Origin of the sequence: Enterococcus moraviensis ATCC BAA-383, from assembly GCF_000407445.1 — a bacterium.
GTDB classification, from domain to species: domain Bacteria; phylum Bacillota; class Bacilli; order Lactobacillales; family Enterococcaceae; genus Enterococcus_L; species Enterococcus_L moraviensis.
Window position 1 is genome coordinate 369597 of sequence record NZ_ASWB01000004.1, and the last position, 21843, is coordinate 391439.

Annotated in this window: 18 protein-coding genes; 14 read left to right on the plus strand and 4 right to left on the minus strand. The window is 37.8% G+C overall.

Annotated features, from left to right (window positions below):
• Positions 1 to 22: 22 nt before the first annotated feature.
• The 5 genes from I586_RS15200 to I586_RS15220 all read left to right on the plus strand — a co-directional run bounded on the left by I586_RS15200 (position 23) and on the right by I586_RS15220 (position 5130).
• Entirely contained in the window at positions 23 to 1462 is a 1440-nt protein-coding gene (locus I586_RS15200; protein WP_010763762.1) for a cytosine permease, read from the plus strand.
• Positions 1462 to 1938 carry a nucleoside deaminase gene (locus I586_RS15205; protein WP_010763763.1) on the plus strand — a complete coding sequence of 159 codons (477 nt, stop codon included), beginning with the start codon at positions 1462 to 1464 and terminating at the stop codon, positions 1936 to 1938. Before I586_RS15200 ends, I586_RS15205 begins: the two co-directional genes overlap by 1 nt.
• On the plus strand, positions 1935 to 2891 hold the full coding sequence (gene arcC / locus I586_RS15210) for a carbamate kinase (protein WP_010763764.1): 957 nt from the start codon (positions 1935 to 1937) through the stop codon (positions 2889 to 2891). Before I586_RS15205 ends, arcC begins: the two co-directional genes overlap by 4 nt.
• Positions 2892 to 3261: 370 nt before the next feature.
• Positions 3262 to 3825 (plus strand): elongation factor P, encoded by a 564-nt coding sequence (efp, locus tag I586_RS15215; RefSeq protein ID WP_010763765.1) that lies wholly within the window; start codon positions 3262 to 3264, stop codon positions 3823 to 3825.
• Between the two features lie 141 nt (positions 3826 to 3966).
• On the plus strand, positions 3967 to 5130 hold the full coding sequence (locus I586_RS15220; RefSeq protein ID WP_010763766.1) for a cation:proton antiporter: 1164 nt from the start codon (positions 3967 to 3969) through the stop codon (positions 5128 to 5130).
• Positions 5131 to 5185: 55 nt separating this feature from the next.
• Here I586_RS15220 and I586_RS15225 read toward each other — a convergent pair whose 3' ends face one another.
• The gene (locus I586_RS15225; RefSeq protein ID WP_010763767.1) at positions 5186 to 6655 is read right to left on the minus strand and encodes a peptide MFS transporter; all 1470 of its coding nucleotides are present in this window, start codon (positions 6653 to 6655) and stop codon (positions 5186 to 5188) included.
• A 219-nt stretch (positions 6656 to 6874) separates the two neighbouring features.
• Here I586_RS15225 and I586_RS15230 point away from each other — a divergent pair, with 219 nt between their 5' ends.
• The 7 genes from I586_RS15230 to I586_RS15260 all read left to right on the plus strand — a co-directional run bounded on the left by I586_RS15230 (position 6875) and on the right by I586_RS15260 (position 14314).
• A complete protein-coding gene (locus I586_RS15230; RefSeq protein ID WP_010763768.1) occupies positions 6875 to 7261 on the plus strand; it encodes a YbgA family protein in 387 nt (128 codons plus the stop codon).
• A 192-nt stretch (positions 7262 to 7453) separates the two neighbouring features.
• On the plus strand, positions 7454 to 8290 hold the full coding sequence (locus tag I586_RS15235; RefSeq protein WP_010763769.1) for an ABC transporter permease: 837 nt from the start codon (positions 7454 to 7456) through the stop codon (positions 8288 to 8290).
• The gene (locus tag I586_RS15240; RefSeq protein ID WP_010763770.1) at positions 8283 to 9062 is read left to right on the plus strand and encodes an ABC transporter permease; all 780 of its coding nucleotides are present in this window, start codon (positions 8283 to 8285) and stop codon (positions 9060 to 9062) included. The genes I586_RS15235 and I586_RS15240 overlap by 8 nt, the downstream gene beginning before the upstream one ends.
• Before the next feature lie 56 nt (positions 9063 to 9118).
• Entirely contained in the window at positions 9119 to 10159 is a 1041-nt protein-coding gene (locus I586_RS15245; RefSeq protein WP_010763771.1) for an ABC transporter ATP-binding protein, read from the plus strand.
• 26 nt (positions 10160 to 10185) lie between these two features.
• Positions 10186 to 11247, plus strand: coding sequence for an ABC transporter substrate-binding protein (locus I586_RS15250; protein ID WP_010763772.1), 1062 nt, complete (start codon positions 10186 to 10188; stop codon positions 11245 to 11247).
• Between the two features lie 21 nt (positions 11248 to 11268).
• Positions 11269 to 13008 carry an adenine deaminase gene (locus tag I586_RS15255; protein ID WP_010763773.1) on the plus strand — a complete coding sequence of 580 codons (1740 nt, stop codon included), beginning with the start codon at positions 11269 to 11271 and terminating at the stop codon, positions 13006 to 13008.
• A complete protein-coding gene (locus I586_RS15260; protein ID WP_010763774.1) occupies positions 12992 to 14314 on the plus strand; it encodes an amidohydrolase in 1323 nt (440 codons plus the stop codon). Before I586_RS15255 ends, I586_RS15260 begins: the two co-directional genes overlap by 17 nt.
• A gap of 143 nt (positions 14315 to 14457) precedes the next feature.
• Here I586_RS15260 and I586_RS15265 read toward each other — a convergent pair whose 3' ends face one another.
• Positions 14458 to 15561 carry an NAD(P)/FAD-dependent oxidoreductase gene (locus I586_RS15265; protein ID WP_010763775.1) on the minus strand — a complete coding sequence of 368 codons (1104 nt, stop codon included), beginning with the start codon at positions 15559 to 15561 and terminating at the stop codon, positions 14458 to 14460.
• A 226-nt stretch (positions 15562 to 15787) separates the two neighbouring features.
• On the opposite strand from I586_RS15265, the gene I586_RS15270 reads away from it, so the two are divergent.
• On the plus strand, positions 15788 to 17434 hold the full coding sequence (locus I586_RS15270) for a peptide ABC transporter substrate-binding protein (RefSeq protein ID WP_010763776.1): 1647 nt from the start codon (positions 15788 to 15790) through the stop codon (positions 17432 to 17434).
• Positions 17435 to 17463: 29 nt separating this feature from the next.
• Complete coding sequence (locus I586_RS15275) at positions 17464 to 18525, plus strand: C45 family autoproteolytic acyltransferase/hydrolase (protein ID WP_010763777.1); 1062 nt, start codon at positions 17464 to 17466, stop codon at positions 18523 to 18525.
• 77 nt (positions 18526 to 18602) lie between these two features.
• Here the strand turns inward: I586_RS15275 and I586_RS15280 are convergent, their stop codons facing one another.
• Together I586_RS15280 and I586_RS15285 are read right to left on the minus strand one after the other, a co-directional pair.
• Positions 18603 to 20777 carry a DUF4129 domain-containing transglutaminase family protein gene (locus tag I586_RS15280; protein WP_010763778.1) on the minus strand — a complete coding sequence of 725 codons (2175 nt, stop codon included), beginning with the start codon at positions 20775 to 20777 and terminating at the stop codon, positions 18603 to 18605.
• The gene (locus tag I586_RS15285; protein ID WP_010763779.1) at positions 20767 to 21843 is read right to left on the minus strand and encodes a DUF58 domain-containing protein; all 1077 of its coding nucleotides are present in this window, start codon (positions 21841 to 21843) and stop codon (positions 20767 to 20769) included. The genes I586_RS15280 and I586_RS15285 overlap by 11 nt, the downstream gene beginning before the upstream one ends.

Sequence of the window (21843 nt, forward strand, 5' to 3'; positions counted from 1 at the left end):
AAATGTATTGGAGGAAAATACAATGGAATCAGTAGAAAAACAAATCATCGCTGACTCACCGACCTATTCGGCGGAGCTATTGCCAAAAACAGGAGCAGACAAAAACTGGGGTACCTTTAATTACGTGACGCTTTGGATGGGAGCCGTTCACAATATTCTTTCTTATATGACAGTAGCAGGATTTTTCTTGCTAGGATTAAATACAAAACAGGTGTTAGCTGCTGTAATGGTGTCTGCTGTGATTGTTTCGGTTTTCTATGTATTGAATGGTGTGGCGTCAGCTAAATATGGACTGCCATTTCCCATGTTGTTACGTTCCGTCTTTGGTGTAAAAGGGGCGATCATCCCATCGTTATGTCGAGGGCTGATCGCAGGCGTTGTATTTTTTGGGACGCAAAGTGTTGTAAGCGCTCAATCTTTAGATGTTTTGTTTAGTCGGATTTTTCCTAACTACATGAACATCGGTGGTGGCATGACGATCCTTGGGATGGCAGCACCTACAATGCTTAGTTACTTGATCGTTTGGTGTGTAACGGTTGCGCTATTTTTAGGTGGAACCAAAGTGTTAGATAAATTCGGTAACTGGTCTTCCCCAATCGTTTATGTCTTTATTATAGGCGCTGCTGTTTGGACCATTCAAATTGCTGGCGGTTTTGGTCCAATTTTAGCGTATTCACCAGCGAATGCTACTACAAGTCCAATCGTCTTTATTGCGTGTGTCAGTGCCTTAGTATCAAATTGGGCGGGACCTATTGTGAATATCGGAGACTTTACTCAAAAAGCGAAAACGCCTAAAGCTATGATCATCGGGTTACCGTTAGGTTTTATTCTTTCTTATATTTTGTTTGCGGTTACATGTGTAGGGTTGATTGCTGGAACACAAATTGCTTTTGGAGAACCTATTTTTAATATTGTGAATGCATTTGATAAAATCGACAATACCTTCGCCGTTTTTGTTCTAATTTTAGCCTTAAATATGGGCGCTTTAGCATTTGTTGTATTCGGAAATTTATTCCCTGCAGGGTTACAAATGTCATCGTTATTCCCTAAATTTTTGGATGTAAAAAAGGCAGGTGTTCTGACCGCAATTATCGGTACTCTGATTTTACCGTGGAAATTAGTGGAAAATGCTTCAACCTTGTTTTATTTTTATAGTTTCATCGGGTCCATGTTTGGCCCGATTGCAGGAATCATGTTAGCAAGCTTTTATATTGAACATAGACAAGTGATCCATTTAGAGGATATTTATGTGGAAGAAGGCCAACCAGGTGAGTTTAAATCAGGTTATAATAAAATGGCAATGATTACCTTGGCAACAAGTTTTGTAATCACGATGTCAGGCGCATTTTTACAATCTGTCTCATTATTGAAAACAATCAACGACTTTGCGTTCTTTTCAGGGTTGATATTTTCGTTTGTTGTGTACAGTTTGCTTAGTAAAGTGATGAAAGGAGAAAAATAATGGATTATATGAAAATGGCAGCCGATGCAACGGTTGCTGGAATGGAAAAGAAATTTGGCGGGCCGTTTGGTGCAACTTTAGTTAGAAATGGTGAGGTGATCGTAGCCGTCAGTAATACAATGATGAAAGATACAGATCCTTCGGCGCATGCAGAAATGATCGCGGTAAGAGAAGCGTGTAAAAAATTAGATACGATGGATTTATCTGATTGTGAAATTTATGCAACATGTGAACCTTGCCCGATGTGTGTAGGCGCCATCTTATGGGCAGGTATTAAAAAAGTTTATTATTCAAATACGAGAGAAGATGCTGCGAAGCATGGTTTTTCTGATATGCATTTACGACATTATTTAGACGGATCGGATAAATCGCCACTTGATATGATCCACACAGGTGGATGCCCAGAGTGTGATTCGCTGTGGCAAACATTTACGGAACTTAATTCGAATGATGTGGAGAAAGTAGGAGAAAAATGAAACGTGTCGTTGTAGCATTAGGTGGTAATGCAATTTTGGAAAGTGATCCGACAGCCGTTGCACAACAAAAAATTGTACAAGAAACGGCAGAATCACTAGCTAATTTATTAACAGACGAGATGGAGTTAGTCATCGTACATGGAAACGGTCCACAAGTTGGCAATTTACTGCTACAACAAGTTCAAACAGAATCAACAGAAAACCCAGCAATGCCTTTGGATACTTGTGTAGCAATGACAGAGGGAAGTATAGGGTATTGGCTGGTCAATGCGTTGACAAATGCTTTTGAGCAAAAAAAAATAAAGCGAAATGTAGCCGCTATCATGACCCAGGTAGAAGTATCACCTGAAGATGAAGGCTTTGCACATCCGAGTAAGCCTATCGGTCCATTTTTAACTGAGGATAAAGCGCAAGAATTAATGCAGACGACAGATGCTGTGTATATGGAAGATTCAGGTCGAGGTTTTCGTAAGGTTGTACCATCACCAAAGCCTTTTGCAATCAAAGAAAGCCAAACAATTCAAATGCTCATAGAAAATGGCGTGGTAACAGTTGCTGGCGGTGGTGGAGGCATTCCAGTAATTCGTTCAGAAGGCAAATTAGAGGGTATTGAAGCCGTTATCGACAAAGATCTAGCAGCAGAAAAATTAGCTGAGTTGATCAATGCGGATACATTGATTATTCTAACAGGCGTAGCAAATGTTTTTGTGGATTATAATAAACCGAATCAAAAAGCATTGGAAACAGTCAGTATTTCAGAAATTGAGCACTATATCGAAGAAGGACAATTTGCCCCAGGCAGTATGCTACCTAAGGTTGAAGCAGCAGTTCAATTCGTTAAACGAAATCCAGCAAATAAAGCGGTGATCACATCACTTGATAATCTGGAAAAGGCTGTAAAAGAGGGCTTAGGAACCATAGTTGTACAAAAAGAACAAGTCAGTATCCGTTGATTTATGATGTGGTTGGGATAGAAGGAGTTGCTTCTGCCTCTACGGTCCTCGATTCACTCCGATCCTCGAAGCATCGAGGACCATTTGAACCCATCGTTTATTTGGATACCAGGTGTCTGGGATATAACTCGCAGAGTTGTGCCCCAGACACTTTTTTTACTGAAATTGGGTATGTGACTTGTTTTCATTCAAAAAAATCGATCCAGATAGCGTATTCTCTAGAATATCCGCTAGTAATCTGCTACAATGGGTGAGAAGATTTTTTTTAAGAAGCGTTTTTAATCTAAGCAGTTTCCTAGATATAAGGACGCGATACTAACGTTTCGATCAAATTTTGCGATCGAACCTTAAAGAAAGAGGAGAAAACAACATGATAGCAGTAAGTGATCTTAAAGCAGGTATGACTTTTGAACAAGATGGTAAATTGATCCGCGTAATGGATGCAAGCCACCACAAACCAGGTAAAGGGAATACGGTAATGCGTATGAAATTGAAGGATGTTCGTACGGGTGCTACAACGGATACAACGATGCGTCCTGATGATAAAGTAAAAAAAGCATTTATCGAAAGCAAACCAGTTCAATACTTATACAGCCAAGATGATACAGCCAACTTCATGGATTTAGAAACATACGAACAATATGAAATTCCAACCTCTGTGATTGATTATGAATTAAAATATCTTTTAGAAAACATGGAAGTAAAAATCCAGTTTTACGGATCAGAAGTTATTGGTGTAACATTGCCAACAACTGTTGTCTTAAAAGTGAAAGAAACACAACCTTCAATCAAAGGGGCAACCGTTTCAGGTTCTGGTAAGCCTGCTGTGATGGAAACAGGATTAGTGGTTAACGTTCCTGATTTTATCGAAGTGGATGAATCTTTAGAAATCAATACACAAGAAGGTACGTATTTAAAACGTGCATCAAAATAATTAAAAATGAAACGGCTGGCAGAGAAAAAAATAGATCTGTTAGCCGTTTTTTATTTTGCAGAGAAATCCTATTATTGCTACGAAAGCAAACAAGCATGGTACAATAATGTAGATGATTTTATAGTAGAAAGGGAGAGAAATATGGGTTTTTTATTAACATTATGTCTTGTCTTATTATTTACAAAACTTGCGGGACATTTTTGTAATCGAGTAGGGATCCCATCTGTGATTGGGGAACTATTGGTAGGTATTTTAATTGGTCCAGCATTGTTAGGTTGGGTCAAACCAGATGATTTTATGCATTATTTTTCTGAGATCGGTGTCATCATTTTGATGTTTATCGCAGGTCTAGAAAGTGATCTTGAGCTACTGAAAAAATATTGGCGACCAGCGCTAGCTGTGGCGCTTTTAGGAATCCTATTCCCAGCTGCGATGGGATTTGGTGTGGGAGAAGCATTTCAGTTTTCTGCCCAAAATTCAATTTTTTTAGGTGTTTTATTTAGTGCGACATCTGTTAGTATTTCTGTCCAAGTATTAAAAGATCTGAAAAAAATCGATACCGAAGAAGGCGCGACGATTCTTGGTGCAGCAGTTGTTGATGATATCGTTGTGGTATTGATTTTAGGTGTGATGTTGAGTTTGATGAATCGATCTGCGCCTGGTGAAGGGTTACCGATGTGGGAAGTTTTATTATTGAAAGTATTTTTCTTTATTGTTATCTTTGCAGCAAGTAAATGGCTTGTGCCGTGGTTGTTGAACCTAAGTAAAAAGCTGATTGCTATTGAGGCTGTATCTGCGATTTCCTTAGTAATCTGTTTAGGTTTTGCCTATTTTGCGGAGATGTTAGATATGGGCGCTATTATTGGCGCGTTTTTTGCAGGCGTAGCAATTGCACAGACAGATTATCGTAAGAGCGTAGATGAAAAATTAGAGACAATTGGCTATACTGTTTTTATTCCAATGTTCTTCGTATCAATTGGCTTAAATATGACGTTTACTGGCATGTCTAAGCATTTACTTTTCATTGTTGTTTTAACCGTTGCTGCCGTATTATCTAAATTATTAGGTGGGGCATTGGGTGCGCGCATGACTGGTTTTAAAGGTGTTTCTACTTTGATCATTGGCTCTGGAATGGTATCGAGAGGGGAAATGGCTTTGATCATTGCTCAAGTAGGGCTGACATCAAGTTTTCTTTCAGAAGAGTATTATTCTTCTGTGATCATTGTGATTATCGCTACGACGATCATTGCACCGTTATTATTAAAAGCGACGATTATGAAACAAGAACGACAACTTCACTATTAAAAAAACAGTTTCCGCTAATGCCTAATTTATTGGCGTTAGCAGAAACTGTTTTAGTTTAATGAATGGAACCCATTAGTTTTTTGATAGGTTTCTTAGAAAGAATCAGTAGAATACCTGCAATGACGGCGACGATCCCAACGATTCCGAAGTAGGCTGATTCAGTTTGGGGTGTGTAAAAACGTGCAATTTGAGCATTGATTGCTTGTGAAGCAGCATCGGCTAATAACCAAATGGCCACTGTTTGTGATTCAAACGCTTTAGGTGCAAGTTTTGTTGTAATAGATAAGCCAACCGGAGAAATACACATTTCACCGACAATCATAATAAAGAAACTAAAGAATAACCATAAAGGACTCACGCGTGTATCTGTACCATACAGCAACCCTGGTAACATTAAAAGGACGAAAGACAAACCAGCAAAGACTAAACCTAACGAAAATTTCACTACAGTTGAAGGTTGTTTTTTGCCTAATTTTGTCCATAAAGTTACGAATACAGGGGTTAAAACAACAACAAAAATCGGATTTAATGATTGAAACCAACTAGGTGCAATCGAGAACCCAAACAATGTGTCATTTGTCCGTTCGCTAGCAAATAGAGCTAAAATAGAAGACCCTTGCTCTTCTAACGACCAAAATACAATACCAGCTAAAAACAAAGGGATATAGCCGAGAACTTTTGGTTTTTCTTCAGCCGTTACATTTTTAGAAGTCAGCATTTTGATAAAATAATAAACAGGCAATAAAATTCCTAAGACGCTCACACTGTTAATGAAAAAGCCGATAGTCAAATGTCCGGTAGCAAATGCGCCACCAAAGAGAACGATGACAAAAACAAGTGCGAACAATAAAGAACGCATGAATTTTTTACGCTCGTCAGCCCCAATCGGATTTGTTGGGTTTAAGCCAATAGTGGATAATGATTTTTTACCTTGGAAATAATATTGCAATAAGCCGAAAAACATACCAAAGGCTGCAACAGAAAAACCAACATGATAGTTATACGTTTGCCCTAATGTTCCAACCACAAATGGAGCTAATAAGGCGCCGATATTGATCCCCATATAAAAGATCGAGAAACCAGCATCTCGACGTGTATCGGTTTTTGAATAAAGATGTCCGACCATACCAGAGACATTCGGTTTTAACATCCCAGTTCCAATGACAATCAGAAAGATAGAAAGAAATAGTGCGGAAACTCCGAATGGTGTCGCTAAAACAATATGTCCGACCATAATGAATGCGCCACCGAAGAAAACCGTTTTTCTAGCACCTAACACTCGGTCAGAAATCCAACCGCCAACAATACTCGACATAAAAACGAGTGATCCGTAAATCGACATGATGGCTAAAGCAGTTTCTTTAGGTAAGCCTAATCCACCATTTGCTACTGTATCGTAGATATAGTATAGTAAAATTGCTCGCATACCATAGTAACTAAATCTTTCCCACATCTCAGTAAAGAAGAGTGTAGACAATCCTTTGGGTTGACCCAAGAATGATTTGTCTAACTGCTGCTCGTCCATAAATAATAACCTCAATTCTTTTTAATATTCAGAAAATTCATTTAACCTAGAGTTACTGAAAAAATATATACGATATATTGTAAACTTCTACTCTTTTAAAATTCATAAAATTCCGTGAGTAGACTGTAAGAAAAAATATGTTTATATTCATTTTTTTTTAATTTTTTAAAAATTAAAAATAATTGATAGCAAAAATGATGCAATGGAAGGGATGATACTTTGAATGTATTCGCAAAAAGACAACAAGAATGGGCTTCTTTGAAGTATTTAGTTTTATCAAAATCCCAACAAGATTACAGAGGGATCAGAACATTGTTTTCAGATAATGGTTGGGATGAAAGAAAAGAGCAGCAATTCCGTGCCTATCTGCAACATGCGTGGTCACAACCAATCACCAAAGGGAATGCGTTGAATGCATACCAGCATGTTTGGGGCTACTTTAAGAGAAAAGCCACAGAGGAAGAAAAGAGAAAGTATGAAGAATTGAGCAACGATTTTACCTTGGAACAGGATGAAATACTCCCGTTTTTAAAAGAGTTGACATTAAAATATCAAGAACAGTATTTACTAAACGCAAGATTACTCTTTCCTAAAGAAGAAGAATAGAAAAAAACAATCTTAATGATGACATTCGACTTTTTGTTCGTTATAAATGTTTAAGATTGTTTTTTTTATTTTTTTTTTTGTTTTTATAGATCAATACACGAATATTTATTGATTAAAATGAAAAAACGTATTGAAATTGATAGGCAAAATTAGTATACTGAATCAGTGGAAAAACGAACGAGGAGTGTATAGATGAACAAGAATGTTCCGTATTTTATCGTAGCCCCTGGGATGATTTTATTACTATTTTTCTTAATGATTCCTTTAGTTACAAGTATTTTACCAACTATTTTTACAGAGCAAGGGGTAACATTGAGTAGCTACCTCGACTTTTTTAAAGACGAATATAACATGTCGATCTTTTGGCGCACAATCAGAGTATCATTGATCGTTACATTTATTTCAATTTTATTAGGGATTCCAACGGCGTATTATATTGCTGGTGTGGGTAAGAAGTGGCGTGGCATCTTGATGGCGATGACCTTGTTTCCCTTACTGACAAATTCCGTGATTCGTAGTTTTGCTTGGATCAATATTTTAGGGAAAACAGGCGTGATCAATACGTTGTTGTTGAAAACAGGTTTAGTTTCTCAACCACTGAATTTACTTTATACAGAATTTGCTATTATTATTGGCTCTGTTTATCTCTTTTTACCTACGATGATCATGACACTTGTGGGCGTTATGGAAAATATTGAAGGAGAAATGCTGGAAGCTGCTGAAACATTAGGTGCAAGCCCGTTTACTGCTTTCCGAAAAGTCGTGCTGCCACTTTCTATTCCCGGGACGATTGTTGGAAGTATCTTAGTTTTTACTGGGACATTGACAGCTTATACAACACCGCAATTATTAGGTGGAAATCAGAAGATGATGATGTCGACATTTCTATATCAAAAAGCCAATACTTTGGGAGATTGGAAAGCAGCAAGTGTTTTGGCCTTGATCATGATCGGTGTAACCTTGATCGTCATGAAGGGATTAGATCTGGTTGCTAAAAAAGTTGATAGGAGAGAGGCAAACAATGCGTAAACAAAAAGGGATGACGCTAATTGCGATCCTAGTATTCTTATTTTTATTCTTACCACTTTGCTTAATTGTGGTCACATCTTTTGGAACAGCAGCAGCTATCCAGTTTCCAATCAAAGGATTCACGTTAGACTGGTATGTTAAGGCGTTGCAATCAGATACCTTTATGAGCAGTTTTAAATTAAGCTTGTTGATTGGTGTGTTAGCGACTGTTTTATCATTGATCGTTGGGATTCCAGCCTCATATGCACTTGCCCGTTATTCAGTTAGAGGGAGAAATTTTATTAAGAGTTTCTTTTTATCACCTACCGTAATTCCAGGGATCGTTGTTGGGTATACGTTGTTTCAATATATTGTGATCAAATTAGGATTGCCGATTTTTCAAGGGCTACTGATTGGGCATTTTTTGATTAGTTTGCCTTATATCATTCGTGTAGTGGGTTCAAGTATGGAGCAATTGGACTATTCTATGGAAGAAGTTGCGTGGACATTAGGCTGTACCAAAATGCGAGCTTTTATCCAAATCGTTTTACCAAATGTATCTTCAGGGATCTTTGCAGCATTTATGTTGGCATTTGTAAATTCTTTTAACAACGTCCCTGTTTCGATGTTTTTATCTGGTCCAGGAGTGACGATGTTGCCTACTTCTTTACTCAGTTACATGGAATATAACTATGATCCAACCGTATCTGCTATTTCCGTAATGCTCATGTTATTGACGATGGGCTTGATGTTTTTGATCGAAAAAACATTGGGATTAGCTTCAATTGCGTAAATAAAAGAGAGAGCAACTGTAAATATCCAACTTATAGGTAGAAAGAGGAGAAAATTTTGACTTTTGTTGATTTAAAAGAGATACGTGTCAGCTATGATGGCAAACAGGATATATTAAAAGATTTAAGCATTTCAATGGAAAAAGGAGAACTGGTCTCCTTACTTGGTCCAAGCGGTTGTGGGAAAACAACCACGCTTCGAGTGATCGCAGGATTAATCAAGCCAAATGATGGTACATTTGAATTGGATAAGGATGATTTGACTAAAGTCCCTGTGCATAAACGCAATTTTGGAATGGTCTTTCAAAGCTATGCACTTTTTCCCCATTTAACAATTGCTGAAAATGTGGCTTTTGGCTTGAAATTAAGGAAAGAATCTAAAGCTACCACAAAAGAAAAAGTAGAAAAAATGCTTGAAGTTTGTGGATTAGAAAATCTGGGCGATCGTTACCCGAAACAACTTTCTGGTGGTCAAAGACAACGTGTAGCGTTAGCTCGTGCCTTGATCATTGAACCTAAATTATTACTATTAGATGAACCATTAAGCAACTTAGATGCAAAATTAAGAGTAGCAATGCGAATCGAAATCAAACGTATTCAACAACAATTAGGCATAACAACAGTCTTCGTGACACATGACCAAGAAGAATGTTTTTCGATTTCAGATAAAGTAGCAATCATGAATAATGGTGTGATTGAGCAATATGACTCGCCAGAGAAAATCTACCGCTTACCAAAAACAAAATTTGTAGCACAGTTCATCGGTTTTGAAAATTTCTTCGAGGTGACTAAAACAGAGGGAAATCAATATCAAAGTCAAAGTGGACAGTTGTTTACGACTACAAATCCACAGCCTAGTGTGACAGGAACGGTCGCGACGATTCGTCCAGAAGACATTGAGATTACGAAAGAAGTAACACAAGAAACGGTTGAAGGGACAGTGGTTGTGAGAACGTTCTTAGGGAAGAGTTACCAATATGAAGTAACGACGCCGCTTGGGGAACTTTTAGTTAATGGAACCAGTGAACAAACCTATGAAACAGGTGATAAAATAAATCTGGCTTTTCCAGCCGATAAGTTAGTTGTTTTAGAAAAATAAAAGATGGATAAGGGGATATAAACAAAATGAAAAAGAAGTTAATGATCGGTATTTTAGCAACAACTTTCTTAATGGCAGCGTGCGGAAATAGTGAAGCCAATACTAAAGAAGAAAGCAAAAGCGGCAGCAAAGCATTAGTTGTTTCGACTTTTGGCTTGAGTGAAGATATTGTCAAAAAAGACATCATTGCACCTTTTGAAAAAGCAAACGATGCAAAAGTCACATTAGAAGTAGGGAACAGCGCAGATCGCTATACAAAATTATTGAACAATCCAAATGCGGGAATCGATGTAATCGAGTTAGCACAAGCGAATGCAACACAAGGAAACAAGGAAGAGCTGTTTGAAAAGATAACTGAAAAGGAAGTACCGAATATCAAAGAATTAACTTCTGGAGCAACAGAAGTATACGAAAGTGGAGCGGGTATTCCGATTGCCGTCAACAGTATCGGGATCGTTTATGACAAAGAAAAAGTAGGAAAAGAGATCACAAGCTGGGATGATTTATGGTCATCAGACTTAAAAGGTAAAATTTCTGTTCCAGATATTTCTACAACAGCTGGACCATTAATGTTATACGTAGCAAGTGATCATGCAGGTGTAGATATTACGACAGATAAAGGCAAAGCCGCTTTTGAGGCGATGAAAGAACTAAAACCCAATGTCGTAAAAACCTATTCAAAATCATCAGATCTTGCAAACATGTTCCAATCAGGTGAAATCGAGGTCGCGGTTGTTGCTGATTTTGCAGTAGATATTATCCAAGGTGCTTCTAAAGAGGCGACATATGTTGTTCCTAAAAGTGGGACGTATGCCAATTTTAATACGATAAACGTACCAAAAAATGCTAAAAATAAAGAGTTAGCCTATGCATTTGTTAATGAACGTATCAGTGAAGCATCACAAAAAATAAAAGCTGTTTCATTAAATGAAGGTCCAACGAATAGCAAAGTAACCCTTGATGAAAAACAAGCGGAAAATAAAACATACGGTGAAGTAGCTGATAGAGCAAAAACAGTTGATTTTTCATTCATCAATGACAATTTGTCTAACTGGGTCGATCAATGGAACCGTACGATGAATCAATAAAAAACGAGAAAGGCGATAAGTATGAAAGTAGATATGATTATCCAAGATGTTTGGGTTTTCCAAACAGTAACACAATCATTTGTAAAAAAAAATGTCTCAATTAAAGAGGGTAAATTTTACTATATTAGCAATACAGAGATGAATAACTTAACGCCTGAAACGATCATCAAAGCCGAGAATCAGTACATGATTCCCGGCTTGATTGATGCTCATATGCATATTGAGAGTTCAATGACCACGCCAACGATTTTTTCAAAAGCAGTGTTGCGTTACGGTGTTACAACGGTCATTGCAGATGCACATGAAATGGCAAATGTCTTTGGACTAGAGGGACTTGATGAATTTATGAAGGCAGAAACAGAATTGGATATATTTCATGCAATTCCCTCCTCTGTCCCATCAACAACTCCAGCGTTAGAGACGACAGGTGGTATTATTGGTCTCGCTGAGGTAGCAGAACTCTTGAAAAATCCTAAAATCATCTGTTTAGGTGAGGCAATGAATTTTAAAGGAATTGCCTATGAGCCCGAATCATTGATCCAACAAATTATCGATTTATGCAAAAAAGAGCGACCAACGATGCCTTTAGAAGGACATTGTCCGAAAATCTATGATGAAGAGTTAGCTGATTTCTTGTTTAGCGGTATTACGTCGGATCATACACACCAATTTCCAGACTCTTTAAAAGAAAAAATTGAAGCAGGTGTGTTTATTCAATTTCAAAATAAATCGATCACACCTGAAAATATGAGTGTTATTGTAGACAATGCGTTTTATGAGTATGCCAGCATTATTACAGACGATGTAATGGCAGATGATTTGCTCCATGGTCATTTAAATGAGAATGTGAAAAAGGCTGTAAAAGCTGGCTTACCACTAGAAAGAGCAATATACATGACGACGTATACGCCAGCAAGACGAATGGGGTTCAATGACCGTGGTGAAATAGCACCTGGTCGTATCGCTGATTTTATTTTGTTGCGCGATTTAAAGGACTTCACATTTGATGCAGTCTATAAATCAGGTAAGAAAGTCTACGAAAAAGGCGCAGAGATCGAATATCCTGCTGTTGTAGAACAATTTCCAGCAAGCTATAAACAATCTGTTCACTGTAAGCTGCTGACAGCAGATGATTTACTTATTCGAGTAGCGACGGATAAAAAAAGTGTGCGCTGCAATGTGATCCAAAAGCAAGAAGTTGGTACATTTACTGAACGGATAACGAAAGAAATACCTGTAAAAAACGGTATTTTACAATGGCAGGAAGCAGACTGTGCGCTCTTGATTGTAATGGAAAGATATGGCAAAAATGGAAATATTTCCTTGTCGTTGATGGATAAGCCGATCAGTGAAAATGGCGCGATTGCAACGACTTGGGCTCATGATCACCATAATGTAATGGTGATGGGAAATACATTAGAAGACATCATTTTAGCTCAAAATGAACTTGTTGAGATTCAAGGTGGTTATATTGTTGTTTCAAATGGTGAAATCACAGGGAAATGCCCGCTACCTATTGGGGGGATCTTATCCCAAGCACCTATTGAAGAATTAGGTGGAGATTTGCAAAAAGTGCGTGCCAGTATGCAAGCATTAGGCTATAAGAATATGAATGAAATCATGTCCTTTTCTACATTATCTCTTCCTGTTTCACCGGCAATCAAAGTTACAGATAAGGGTATGATGAATACGAAGACCCAAGAATTTTATCCCTTGATTTTTCCAGAAGATGGAGAGTTGCTGAATGAAAACACTGATTAGAAACGTTCATATCCTTTCAATGGATGAAAACTATTCAGAAATTAAAGATGGTTATCTAGTGATTGAAGAAGAGTGTATCACCAAAATTGGTTCTGTTTCCGAACTCAATTCATTGACGCTCGATGTTGATAAAGTGATTGATGGGAAAAATGGTTTGCTGATTCCTGGAATGATCAATACTCATACACATGCAGGAATGATTCCATTCCGTTCTTTGGGAGATGATGTCCCCGATAGACTACGCAGATTTTTATTTCCTTTAGAGCAATATATGACCAAAGAATTAGTAAAGGCCAGTAGCAACTATGCGATCGCAGAAATGTTATTAAGTGGTGTAACGTCGTTTTGTGATATGTATTATTTTGAAGACGAAGTAGCAAAAAGTTGTAAGAAAATGGGGATTCGTGCGCTTGTTGGTGAAACGATTATTGATATGCCAACTTGTGATAGTCCAACGCCATCTGGTGGTTATGCGTATTGCGAAAGCTTTCTTGAACAATGGCAAAATGATCCATTAATAACGCCAATCATCGCACCACATGCTCCTAATACAAATAATGTAGAAATGCTAAAAAAAATAGTGTCACTTAGTGAAAAATACAATGCACCAATCACGATGCATGTATCCGAGATGACGTATGAAATAACTGAATTTCAAGAAAAGTACAATCAAACACCGATAGAATTTCTCCAAACATTAGGGTATTTTGAGCGTGATTTTATCTTAGCCCATTGTATTTTTGCAACTGAACATGATTTAGACATTCTTGTAAATTCAAAAGGCAAAGCTCGCGTTGCTCATTGCATCGGAGCGAATACAAAATCAGCAAAAGGAGTCGCGCCAATCAAGCAAATGCTTGAAAAAAATATCTTAACAGGTTTAGGCACAGATGGACCAAGTAGCGGGAATACGCTAGACTTATTTAGTCAAATGCGGCTCTTTGCGAATGTTCATAAAACGTATAACCAAGACCGCTCACTATTTCCTGCAAAAGAAATTGTCCGTTTAGCAACAATCGGTGGTGCTGAAACGTTAGGTTTAGCAGATCAAGTTGGTTCGATTACGGTCGGCAAAAAGGCTGATTTGACCTTGATTGAAACGGAGTCAGTAAACATGTTCCCAATTTTTGATCCATATTCAGCGATCGTATACTCAGCGAATGCAAGTAATGTTGATTCTGTTTGGGTGAACGGAAGACAATTGGTAAGTGAAAAAAAATTGGTTGAACAAGAGTTGAACGAAATCAAAGCAACCTTGTACCATGAAATGGCAACCTTTGTTACAGAGGCGAATAAAGTAAACTAAAAAAAGGACAGAAGTGTTTAACACGAAGAACCAAGCAGGACCTGCCTAACATCAACAAGAGGAATGTACGTCTGCTTTCACCGTCTATTTAGAATGCTTGAGGCTGAGATATAACTCTATGAGTTATATCTCAGCCTCTTTTTTTATTTTGACAGATACGTTTCAATCGGTTTTTGATACAGATCCCATGCTGTTTTCCCTTCATTGAAATAAGTTGCTAAAAGAAAGCCGATATAAGGGCCCGTTGTCAGTCCAGAAGAGCCTAATCCACTAGCGACAACAGCTGTCGGTTCATCGGGTAAGCAGTTAAAAAAAGGAGCAAAATCTGATGTATAGGCGCGTGTCCCTACACGATAAGAAGCGGGATAGTCTTTAAAAAGAGTTGATTCAGCCAGGAAAGAACTTGTTTTATGTTCTAGTAGAGAGAATGCTTCCTTGGTCGGTGTTAAATCAAACCCGCCATCATTTTCATGGGTTGCACCAACTAGAATTTGACCATCTTCAAAAGGAATCAAATCACTTTCTCCATCCAACATTGCGACAGGCCAAGTGCCACTTTTTTTGAAAGGTGTATCAAAGGCTAGTAATTGTCCTTTTTGTGCTCGGATATCTGTGACATAGCCGAGAGGTTCTAATAATGCAGGGAGTCCAGGCCCCGCACATAAAGCGATAGCATCAAATTGTTCAATGTTACTAGGGGTGTGAATGGACCACAGTTTTTCTGTTTTACTGAGCTGAACGGAGCCAGTTTTTAACGTGATATTTTTTACTAGTGCCCGTTGTCTCAATGTTTCTAAATAACTAGCACCGTCTAATTTTCCGCCACCGGAGATAAATACCGCTGGTTGTGCTTTTAATAAAGGCAGTTTTTCTGCGACTTGCTCTGCGTTTAATAATTGAATAGTGCCAATCTCAGGGGCAGTCTGTTTTCGTTCATACGCTAGATCCATCAAAGATTCGAGTTCGCCATCTTTTCTAAGAATCAACGTGCCTGTTTGCTGATAGACACTTTTGGGTAAAGTAAAATCTTGCACCAATTTAGGATAAAAGGCTGCACCGTCCTTAGCTAATTGGTACCATTTTTTATTGCGACGTTTTGACAACCAAGGTGAGATGATCCCAGCGCTAGCTTTAGTAGCTTGTCCGACTGGATTGTCAAAAACAGTCACGCTATATTTAGTTAAATCAATATAATTGGCTAAGGTCAAACCAATGATGCCACCGCCGATAATAGCTAATTTTTTCATCATTAACTCCTTTGTTTACTTCTATATTCAAGTAACTCATTTTTACATATCTGAAAGGAGGATGCAAGGGGGAGAACTGCCAAATAGATGTAGAATATATTTTTTTATAAATAAAACATTTAATAAAAAAATAACGTGAATCCGATTAGAAAACGATTATTTTTATGTTATGATAATAAAAGTATTGCTGTTTCAATAGATTTTGAGTATATAGGAGGTTACTAAAATGAGGAATACAAAATTAGGGAATTTATTAGTTGCGACAAGTTTCATGGTTTTATTGAGTGGATGTGGTACTAATAAAGAAAAAACTGACGAAGCTGGCCAAAAAGGAACGGACAACGAGCAGACATTTTCGGTTGTAGCAAAACAAGAAATACCATCCATTGATGCATCTGTCACAAACGATGTTGTAGGGTGGGGTGTATTGAAAAATACCAGTGAAGGATTATTTCGTGCGGATAAAGAAGGAAAATTAACGCCCGCTGGAGCTGCAGAACCACCAAAGGTCAGTGAAGATGGCTTAACGTATACCTTTAAATTACGAAAAGAAGCGGTTTGGTCAAACGGAGAACCTGTTGTCGCAAATGATTATGTTTACGGTTGGCAACGAACTGTTGAGCCGAAAACAGCATCAGAAGTTGCGTATTTATTTGAATCCATCAAAAACTATCAAGCGATTATGGATGGTAAAGTACCAGCTAAGGAATTAGGGGTAAAAGCAATAAACGATCATGAACTGCAGGTGACATTGGAATCGCCAGTTCCTTACATTGAGTCTTTGTTGTCCTTACCACCATTTTTCCCGCAAAATGAAAAAACCATCACTGAAAGTGGCGAAAAATATGCTAGTTCAAGTGATGATATGGTTTATAATGGTCCATTTGTGCTTAGTGATTTTGAAGGTGCAGGAACAGATACAAAATGGAGTTACGTAAAAAATGATCACTATTGGGATCAAGAAAATGTTACAATGAACAAAATTAATTTTGATGTAGTAAAAGAGGATGCAACTGCCTTGAATTTATTTCAAGATGGCCAAACAGACGATATTGTCGTAACGGGTGAATTAGCGCAACAAATGGTAGAGGATCCAGCATTTTTCTCACAAGAGATGTCAAATGCTACCTATGTAGAATATAACCAAACAAAAAAAGAATTCCAAAATGAGAATGTCAGAAAGGCGATTTCTTATGCGTTAGATCGTCAAACTCTCGTGGACCAAGTCTTAGGTGATGGATCGATTGCAGCGACAGGTCTAGTGCCGAAAAATATGTCGTTCAATCCTGAAACAGAAGCTGATTTTGTGAAAGATTCTGGTAACCACCTGAAATATGATCCAGAAAAAGCCAAAGAATATTGGGATAAAGCAAAATCAGAATTAGGAATTGAAACCTTAAAAATCAATTTGCTTTCATCTGATGCCGATTCTGCTAAAAAAGTGGTAGAATACATGCAAGGTGCAATTCAAGGGACGTTGAAAGGCGTTACTGTCGACGTTTCGTCAGTACCTCTTTCAGTTCGGTTAGAACGTGGCAACAAAGGTGAATTTGATATGATTTTAGTAGGTTGGGGTGCAGAATATGATGATCCAAGCGTATTTTTAGAACTATTTGCATCAGACAATATCAATAATAGCGGTAAATATAACAACAAAGAGTTCGATAAGTATTTGAAAGCTTCAGCTACAACGAATGCTAGTGATCCTAAGGCACGCTGGAGTGACTTGATCGACGCTGAAAATGTGTTGATGGATACGATGGGGGTTTGCCCAGTCTATCAAAAAGCCGAGGCACATTTACGTAATCCAAAGATCAAAGGCATCCTACCTTCTGGTCCGGAATATGATTATAAATGGACCTTTATTGAATAGTAACTGAAAGTAGAAAAGGTGGGAGTTAGATGATTCATCGGTATATAAAAGTAATAGGATCAGCATTTGAACGCGGCGTGCAGATTGGCGAAGTGTTAAAAATGCAGATCGAAACAAATTTATCTAGTCAAAAATTATTTTATAAAGATCCCCCTGAAATCATTGCTAAATGGTTGAAAAAGGCTCAAATGTATCTTGACTATACAGAGGAATTTGCACCAGATGTCGTTAGCGAAATGCAAGGTGTCGCAAAAGGGAGCGGGCTGGCTTTTCAGGAAATTTTATATCTATACACTGTGTATGAACGTTCATTTTTTGATGAATTGATCAGTGACAAATGTACGTCATTTGCAGTAAAAGGAAATGCTACCTCTGATGGTTCTGTGATCTGTGGGCAAACCAATGATGAGCGACTTGATGAATATCGCTCTGAGGTTGATTGTGTTGTTCACCATATAGAGGATGAATCTGATTTTGAATCCCTGATTTATAGCCACCCTGGTATCCCAGCTTATATGGGCATGAACAATTATGGTCTAGCAGTTATGTGGACATATATTGATAATGGACAGCGTAAAGAGGGAATTCCCACAGCTGGAATTATTAGAGAGTTGATCAATAAAAAAAGTTTGAAAGAAGCTCGCGACTATCTTTACAGCATTCCTCACGCGGTACCGAATCAATTTAGTTTATCTCATTCAAGGGAAGGAATTGCGAGTTTTGAGTGTTTTCCAAACAAGATTTACGAACATGATCCATCCGATGTGATGATTCATGCCAATCATAATAGCATTACGGCCGAAGAACCAGAAATGGGTGGTTCTAAAACATCCCATTCTCGTTTTGAAGCAATGGAAGCCATTGTCAATGAAAATTATGGTATCATCGATGTCAACTTAGGGAAACAGTTTTTGGCGAATCATCGGAATTTCCCGAAAAGCGTCTGTAATCATCCGTCACCGGAGCATCCATTATCAAAATCGTTAGCTTCGATGGTTTTTGATTTAGGCAAAGGAGAAATGCATTTAGCTTTCGGAAATGCTTGTGAACAGCCGTTTCATACGTATCAATTCAAGCAGTGGTTTGGCTAAAAAAGAGCAACGTCTTTATGTAGTGACCCCCAAAAGTCTAATTTTTTGGGGTCGGCTCATTTAGACGTTGCTCTTTTTTATGATGAAGGGGACCTTTTTTTCAAATCCGTTAACAGTCGGGCGGTATGTGTCAATAATTCTGTAAGACCTTCCTCTTCAGGAGGAATACCACCGTACAAAGCTTGTTCGTATAATACTGTTAGTTGGATAAAGCTGCCGTGAAACGCAATATAATTAGCCTCAAAACGTTTGGCATACTCATTTAGTGGTTCGTCTATCTGGCGCACTAATAGTTGTTCTGCTTTGCGCAATAGTAAACGATAGGCTTTAGAAAATTGTTTCGGATAAAGAATCAAATGAAGCCTAAAACGCAGCAAGAAAAAGTATTTTTTTAGAAAGAAACCAATAACTACTAATGAAATAGTGAATAAAACAAGCGCAACATTACGTAAGATAGGAAGCCATTGAGAAAGTGTCGAACGAGAAGTTTCCTCTTTCTTTTGAGTTGCTACGCTACTAGCAGTTGTTTCGCTGGTATTCTTCATTTCAGAAGATGATATTGTTTCCGTTGTCGTTTCTGATTGGCTATTCGATGTAGACGTAGTGGTTGTTTCAGGTTGACTAACTGTATTGGTGAAACTAGGCGTAGGTTCAAAAGGAATCCAGCCATATCCTTCAAAATAAACTTCAGGCCAAGAATGCGCATCACTATTTTTAATGGTGTATTCTTGATAGTTGGTATTTTTCCCGCCTGTTACTTCGCCAGAAGAGAATCCTTTTGCCCAGCGAGTAGGAATGCCAATGGAACGTAGTAAAACCGTCATCGCACTGGAAAAGTTATCGCAATAACCAACTTTAGATTCAAAAAGAAAATAATCAACATAATCTTTTGTTTGTGGCGTATAAGGGGTATCTGTTTTTGAATATCGATACCCACCATTTTGTTTAAGGTAACGTTCTATCGCTGTGACTTTTCCATATAAAGTTTCTTCATTTTCAGTCAATGAGCGAGCAAGTTCTTCAACTCGTTTAGGTGTAGTAACAGGAACGAAAATGTTCTGTTTGTCTTGAGAAAATGTATAAGGAACTTGTGCCAAACTCTCTTGTGCAAAAATAGGTTTCTGCCAGGTAAAATTGAAGGATGTTGGCGAATCTAAAAGCGTGAACCGTTGTTTTTCTTTGATTTGCTCAGTTCGTCCAATTTCATCAAAAGAAATAGCAGTATTTCCATAAGGATACGGCAGATACTCTTTAGGCGAACGAAAGGTCAAAGTAATGGTTGTTTCAGGTGCTAAAGCCCCTTGGTATTCTGGATTTGTTGAAATGGACAAGGTTTGCTCTTCAGAATGAGTAACAATTTCAGAAGTATTTGTCCAACCTTTTCCAGTATAATGATTCTTAGTTTCAACACGCCAATAATGGTCGCTCGTCTGTTTCGCTGTAAAAAGGATCGTTTGATCATCGTTTATTGGGCCGCCTAATTGGGCATCATTTTCGCTAAAGCCTGTTTTAGAAGCAGTGCTGGAACCATACTCTTCAATTTGGCGATACAGTCCTTGCTTATTCATGTAGTGACGAACGCTTGCAGATTGAGTAAGTAAAAAGTTTTTTGGTTGAGGAATCATGAGTGGAAAAAGAGATGATATACCTGCAATCAAAAATAGTATGAAGCTACTCAATAGAACAAATGCACTCTTCTTTTTAGGTGTAAGTGTCGTCGGTATCTGTTTCAAGCTATAAAAAAGAAGAGCGAAACTGCTGATCAAAATAACCGGAATACTTAAATTCAGCTGATTAAAAACCGCCAACATGAGCAAGTAGCCAATCAGGAGCAGAGAACCAAGGGCCCAACGTTCATAACGAATAAAAAGGACGCATAATAGAATCAGTAAAAATAAAATAATGGACAAAGCGAAAAAGTCCGGTAAATAATTGATTTCACCACTAAACATTTTTGCATATGTCTGCAGAAGTCTTTGGGCAAATACGCCAATCCAAGTAAACCCAAACGGGCGCTCAAAAGGGAAATAATAATAGAGTGTGAACAAGTAACTAATCACATACAACGGCAAAACAATCAAGTACCTTTGGATCAATACGGTCATAAAACAAATCAATGCCAACATACCAATAAAGAAAAAGGTATTGCTTTTAGGGAATGCATATACACTTAAAAAAGGGAGGCTAGCCGTTACGACGATAAAAAAACTAAGCAAGGTAAAAAGCCATTTTTCTTTTAGTCTACTTTTCAAGAATAGGCCCTCCTTTTTTAATGACGGTTACTTGATCTTTCCAATGCAAGCAGATCATTTCGCCCTCAAACGTGAACAAAAAGATGTCATTCTTTTTCTGTAGACTAGTCAATTGCATTTCAAGATACTCGGTTTTTTTTGGCGCAAAAATCACTAGTTTTTTATTTGAAAAAGTAGGTAACGGACACTCTTTTCGTAATGGCGTCATTAGTGCTAGCTGAATTTCTTTTGAGGTAGAATCAGGAATAGTAGCTAGAATAGTTTCTTCAAAGGATAATCGCTTCTCAACCAAATGAATAAGTGAATAATAAAGAGAGAGCAGTTCTTCGAATTTCTCATCAGATAGTCCATAAAATAAAAAATGAGTGTTTGTTTTCGTTTCGTGTTCAAATTCCTTGATAATCAGTTCATTCCGTTTGCCAGATTGTTTCCAGTCTACAGAATTAAGTGGATCTCCTGTATTATAGTTACGGAAATTCCGAACAGTAAAAGTCTGATCGCCAAAAGGAGCAGTAAAATTAGGACTAGCCGCTAGTAAATGTTGGTACACTTGTTCAGCTAAATCCAGCTGTAACATAGGTAAAATGACAAAAGGACCGGTTACAAAGAGGGTCTTTTGTTTAGAAAATAATTGAAATACATCTGAACCGACTAAAATCAATGGAAGTTGTTCAAAGACGCCTCTTTTAGTAGGCTGCCAGTTAAAAACGAGTTGTTTGCTTTGGCCTGAATAAAGAGGTAAAACCTGTTTTTGTACAGAAACATTTTCAGCTAAAGTTATGGTTAGCATCGGAATTCTAAGGAGTGTTGGACGATAACGGAAAATTTCTAATTTAATCTTATGTTGGCGATTTACTTCGTAAAGTGTATGCTCCGATGAATGAACTTGAATTTTTTTTAAAGACGGAGCTAATAAGATAAGATCAGCCAACAATAGGAACGTCAAAAAGAAAAATAGTGCCCAACCAGTTGGATTATTAAAGACAATCGTATACAAGAAAATACTGCTATAAAAAAGTGCAAATCGGAATGCTCGTATTAGGTTAGTGCTAACGTATCCTTTCAT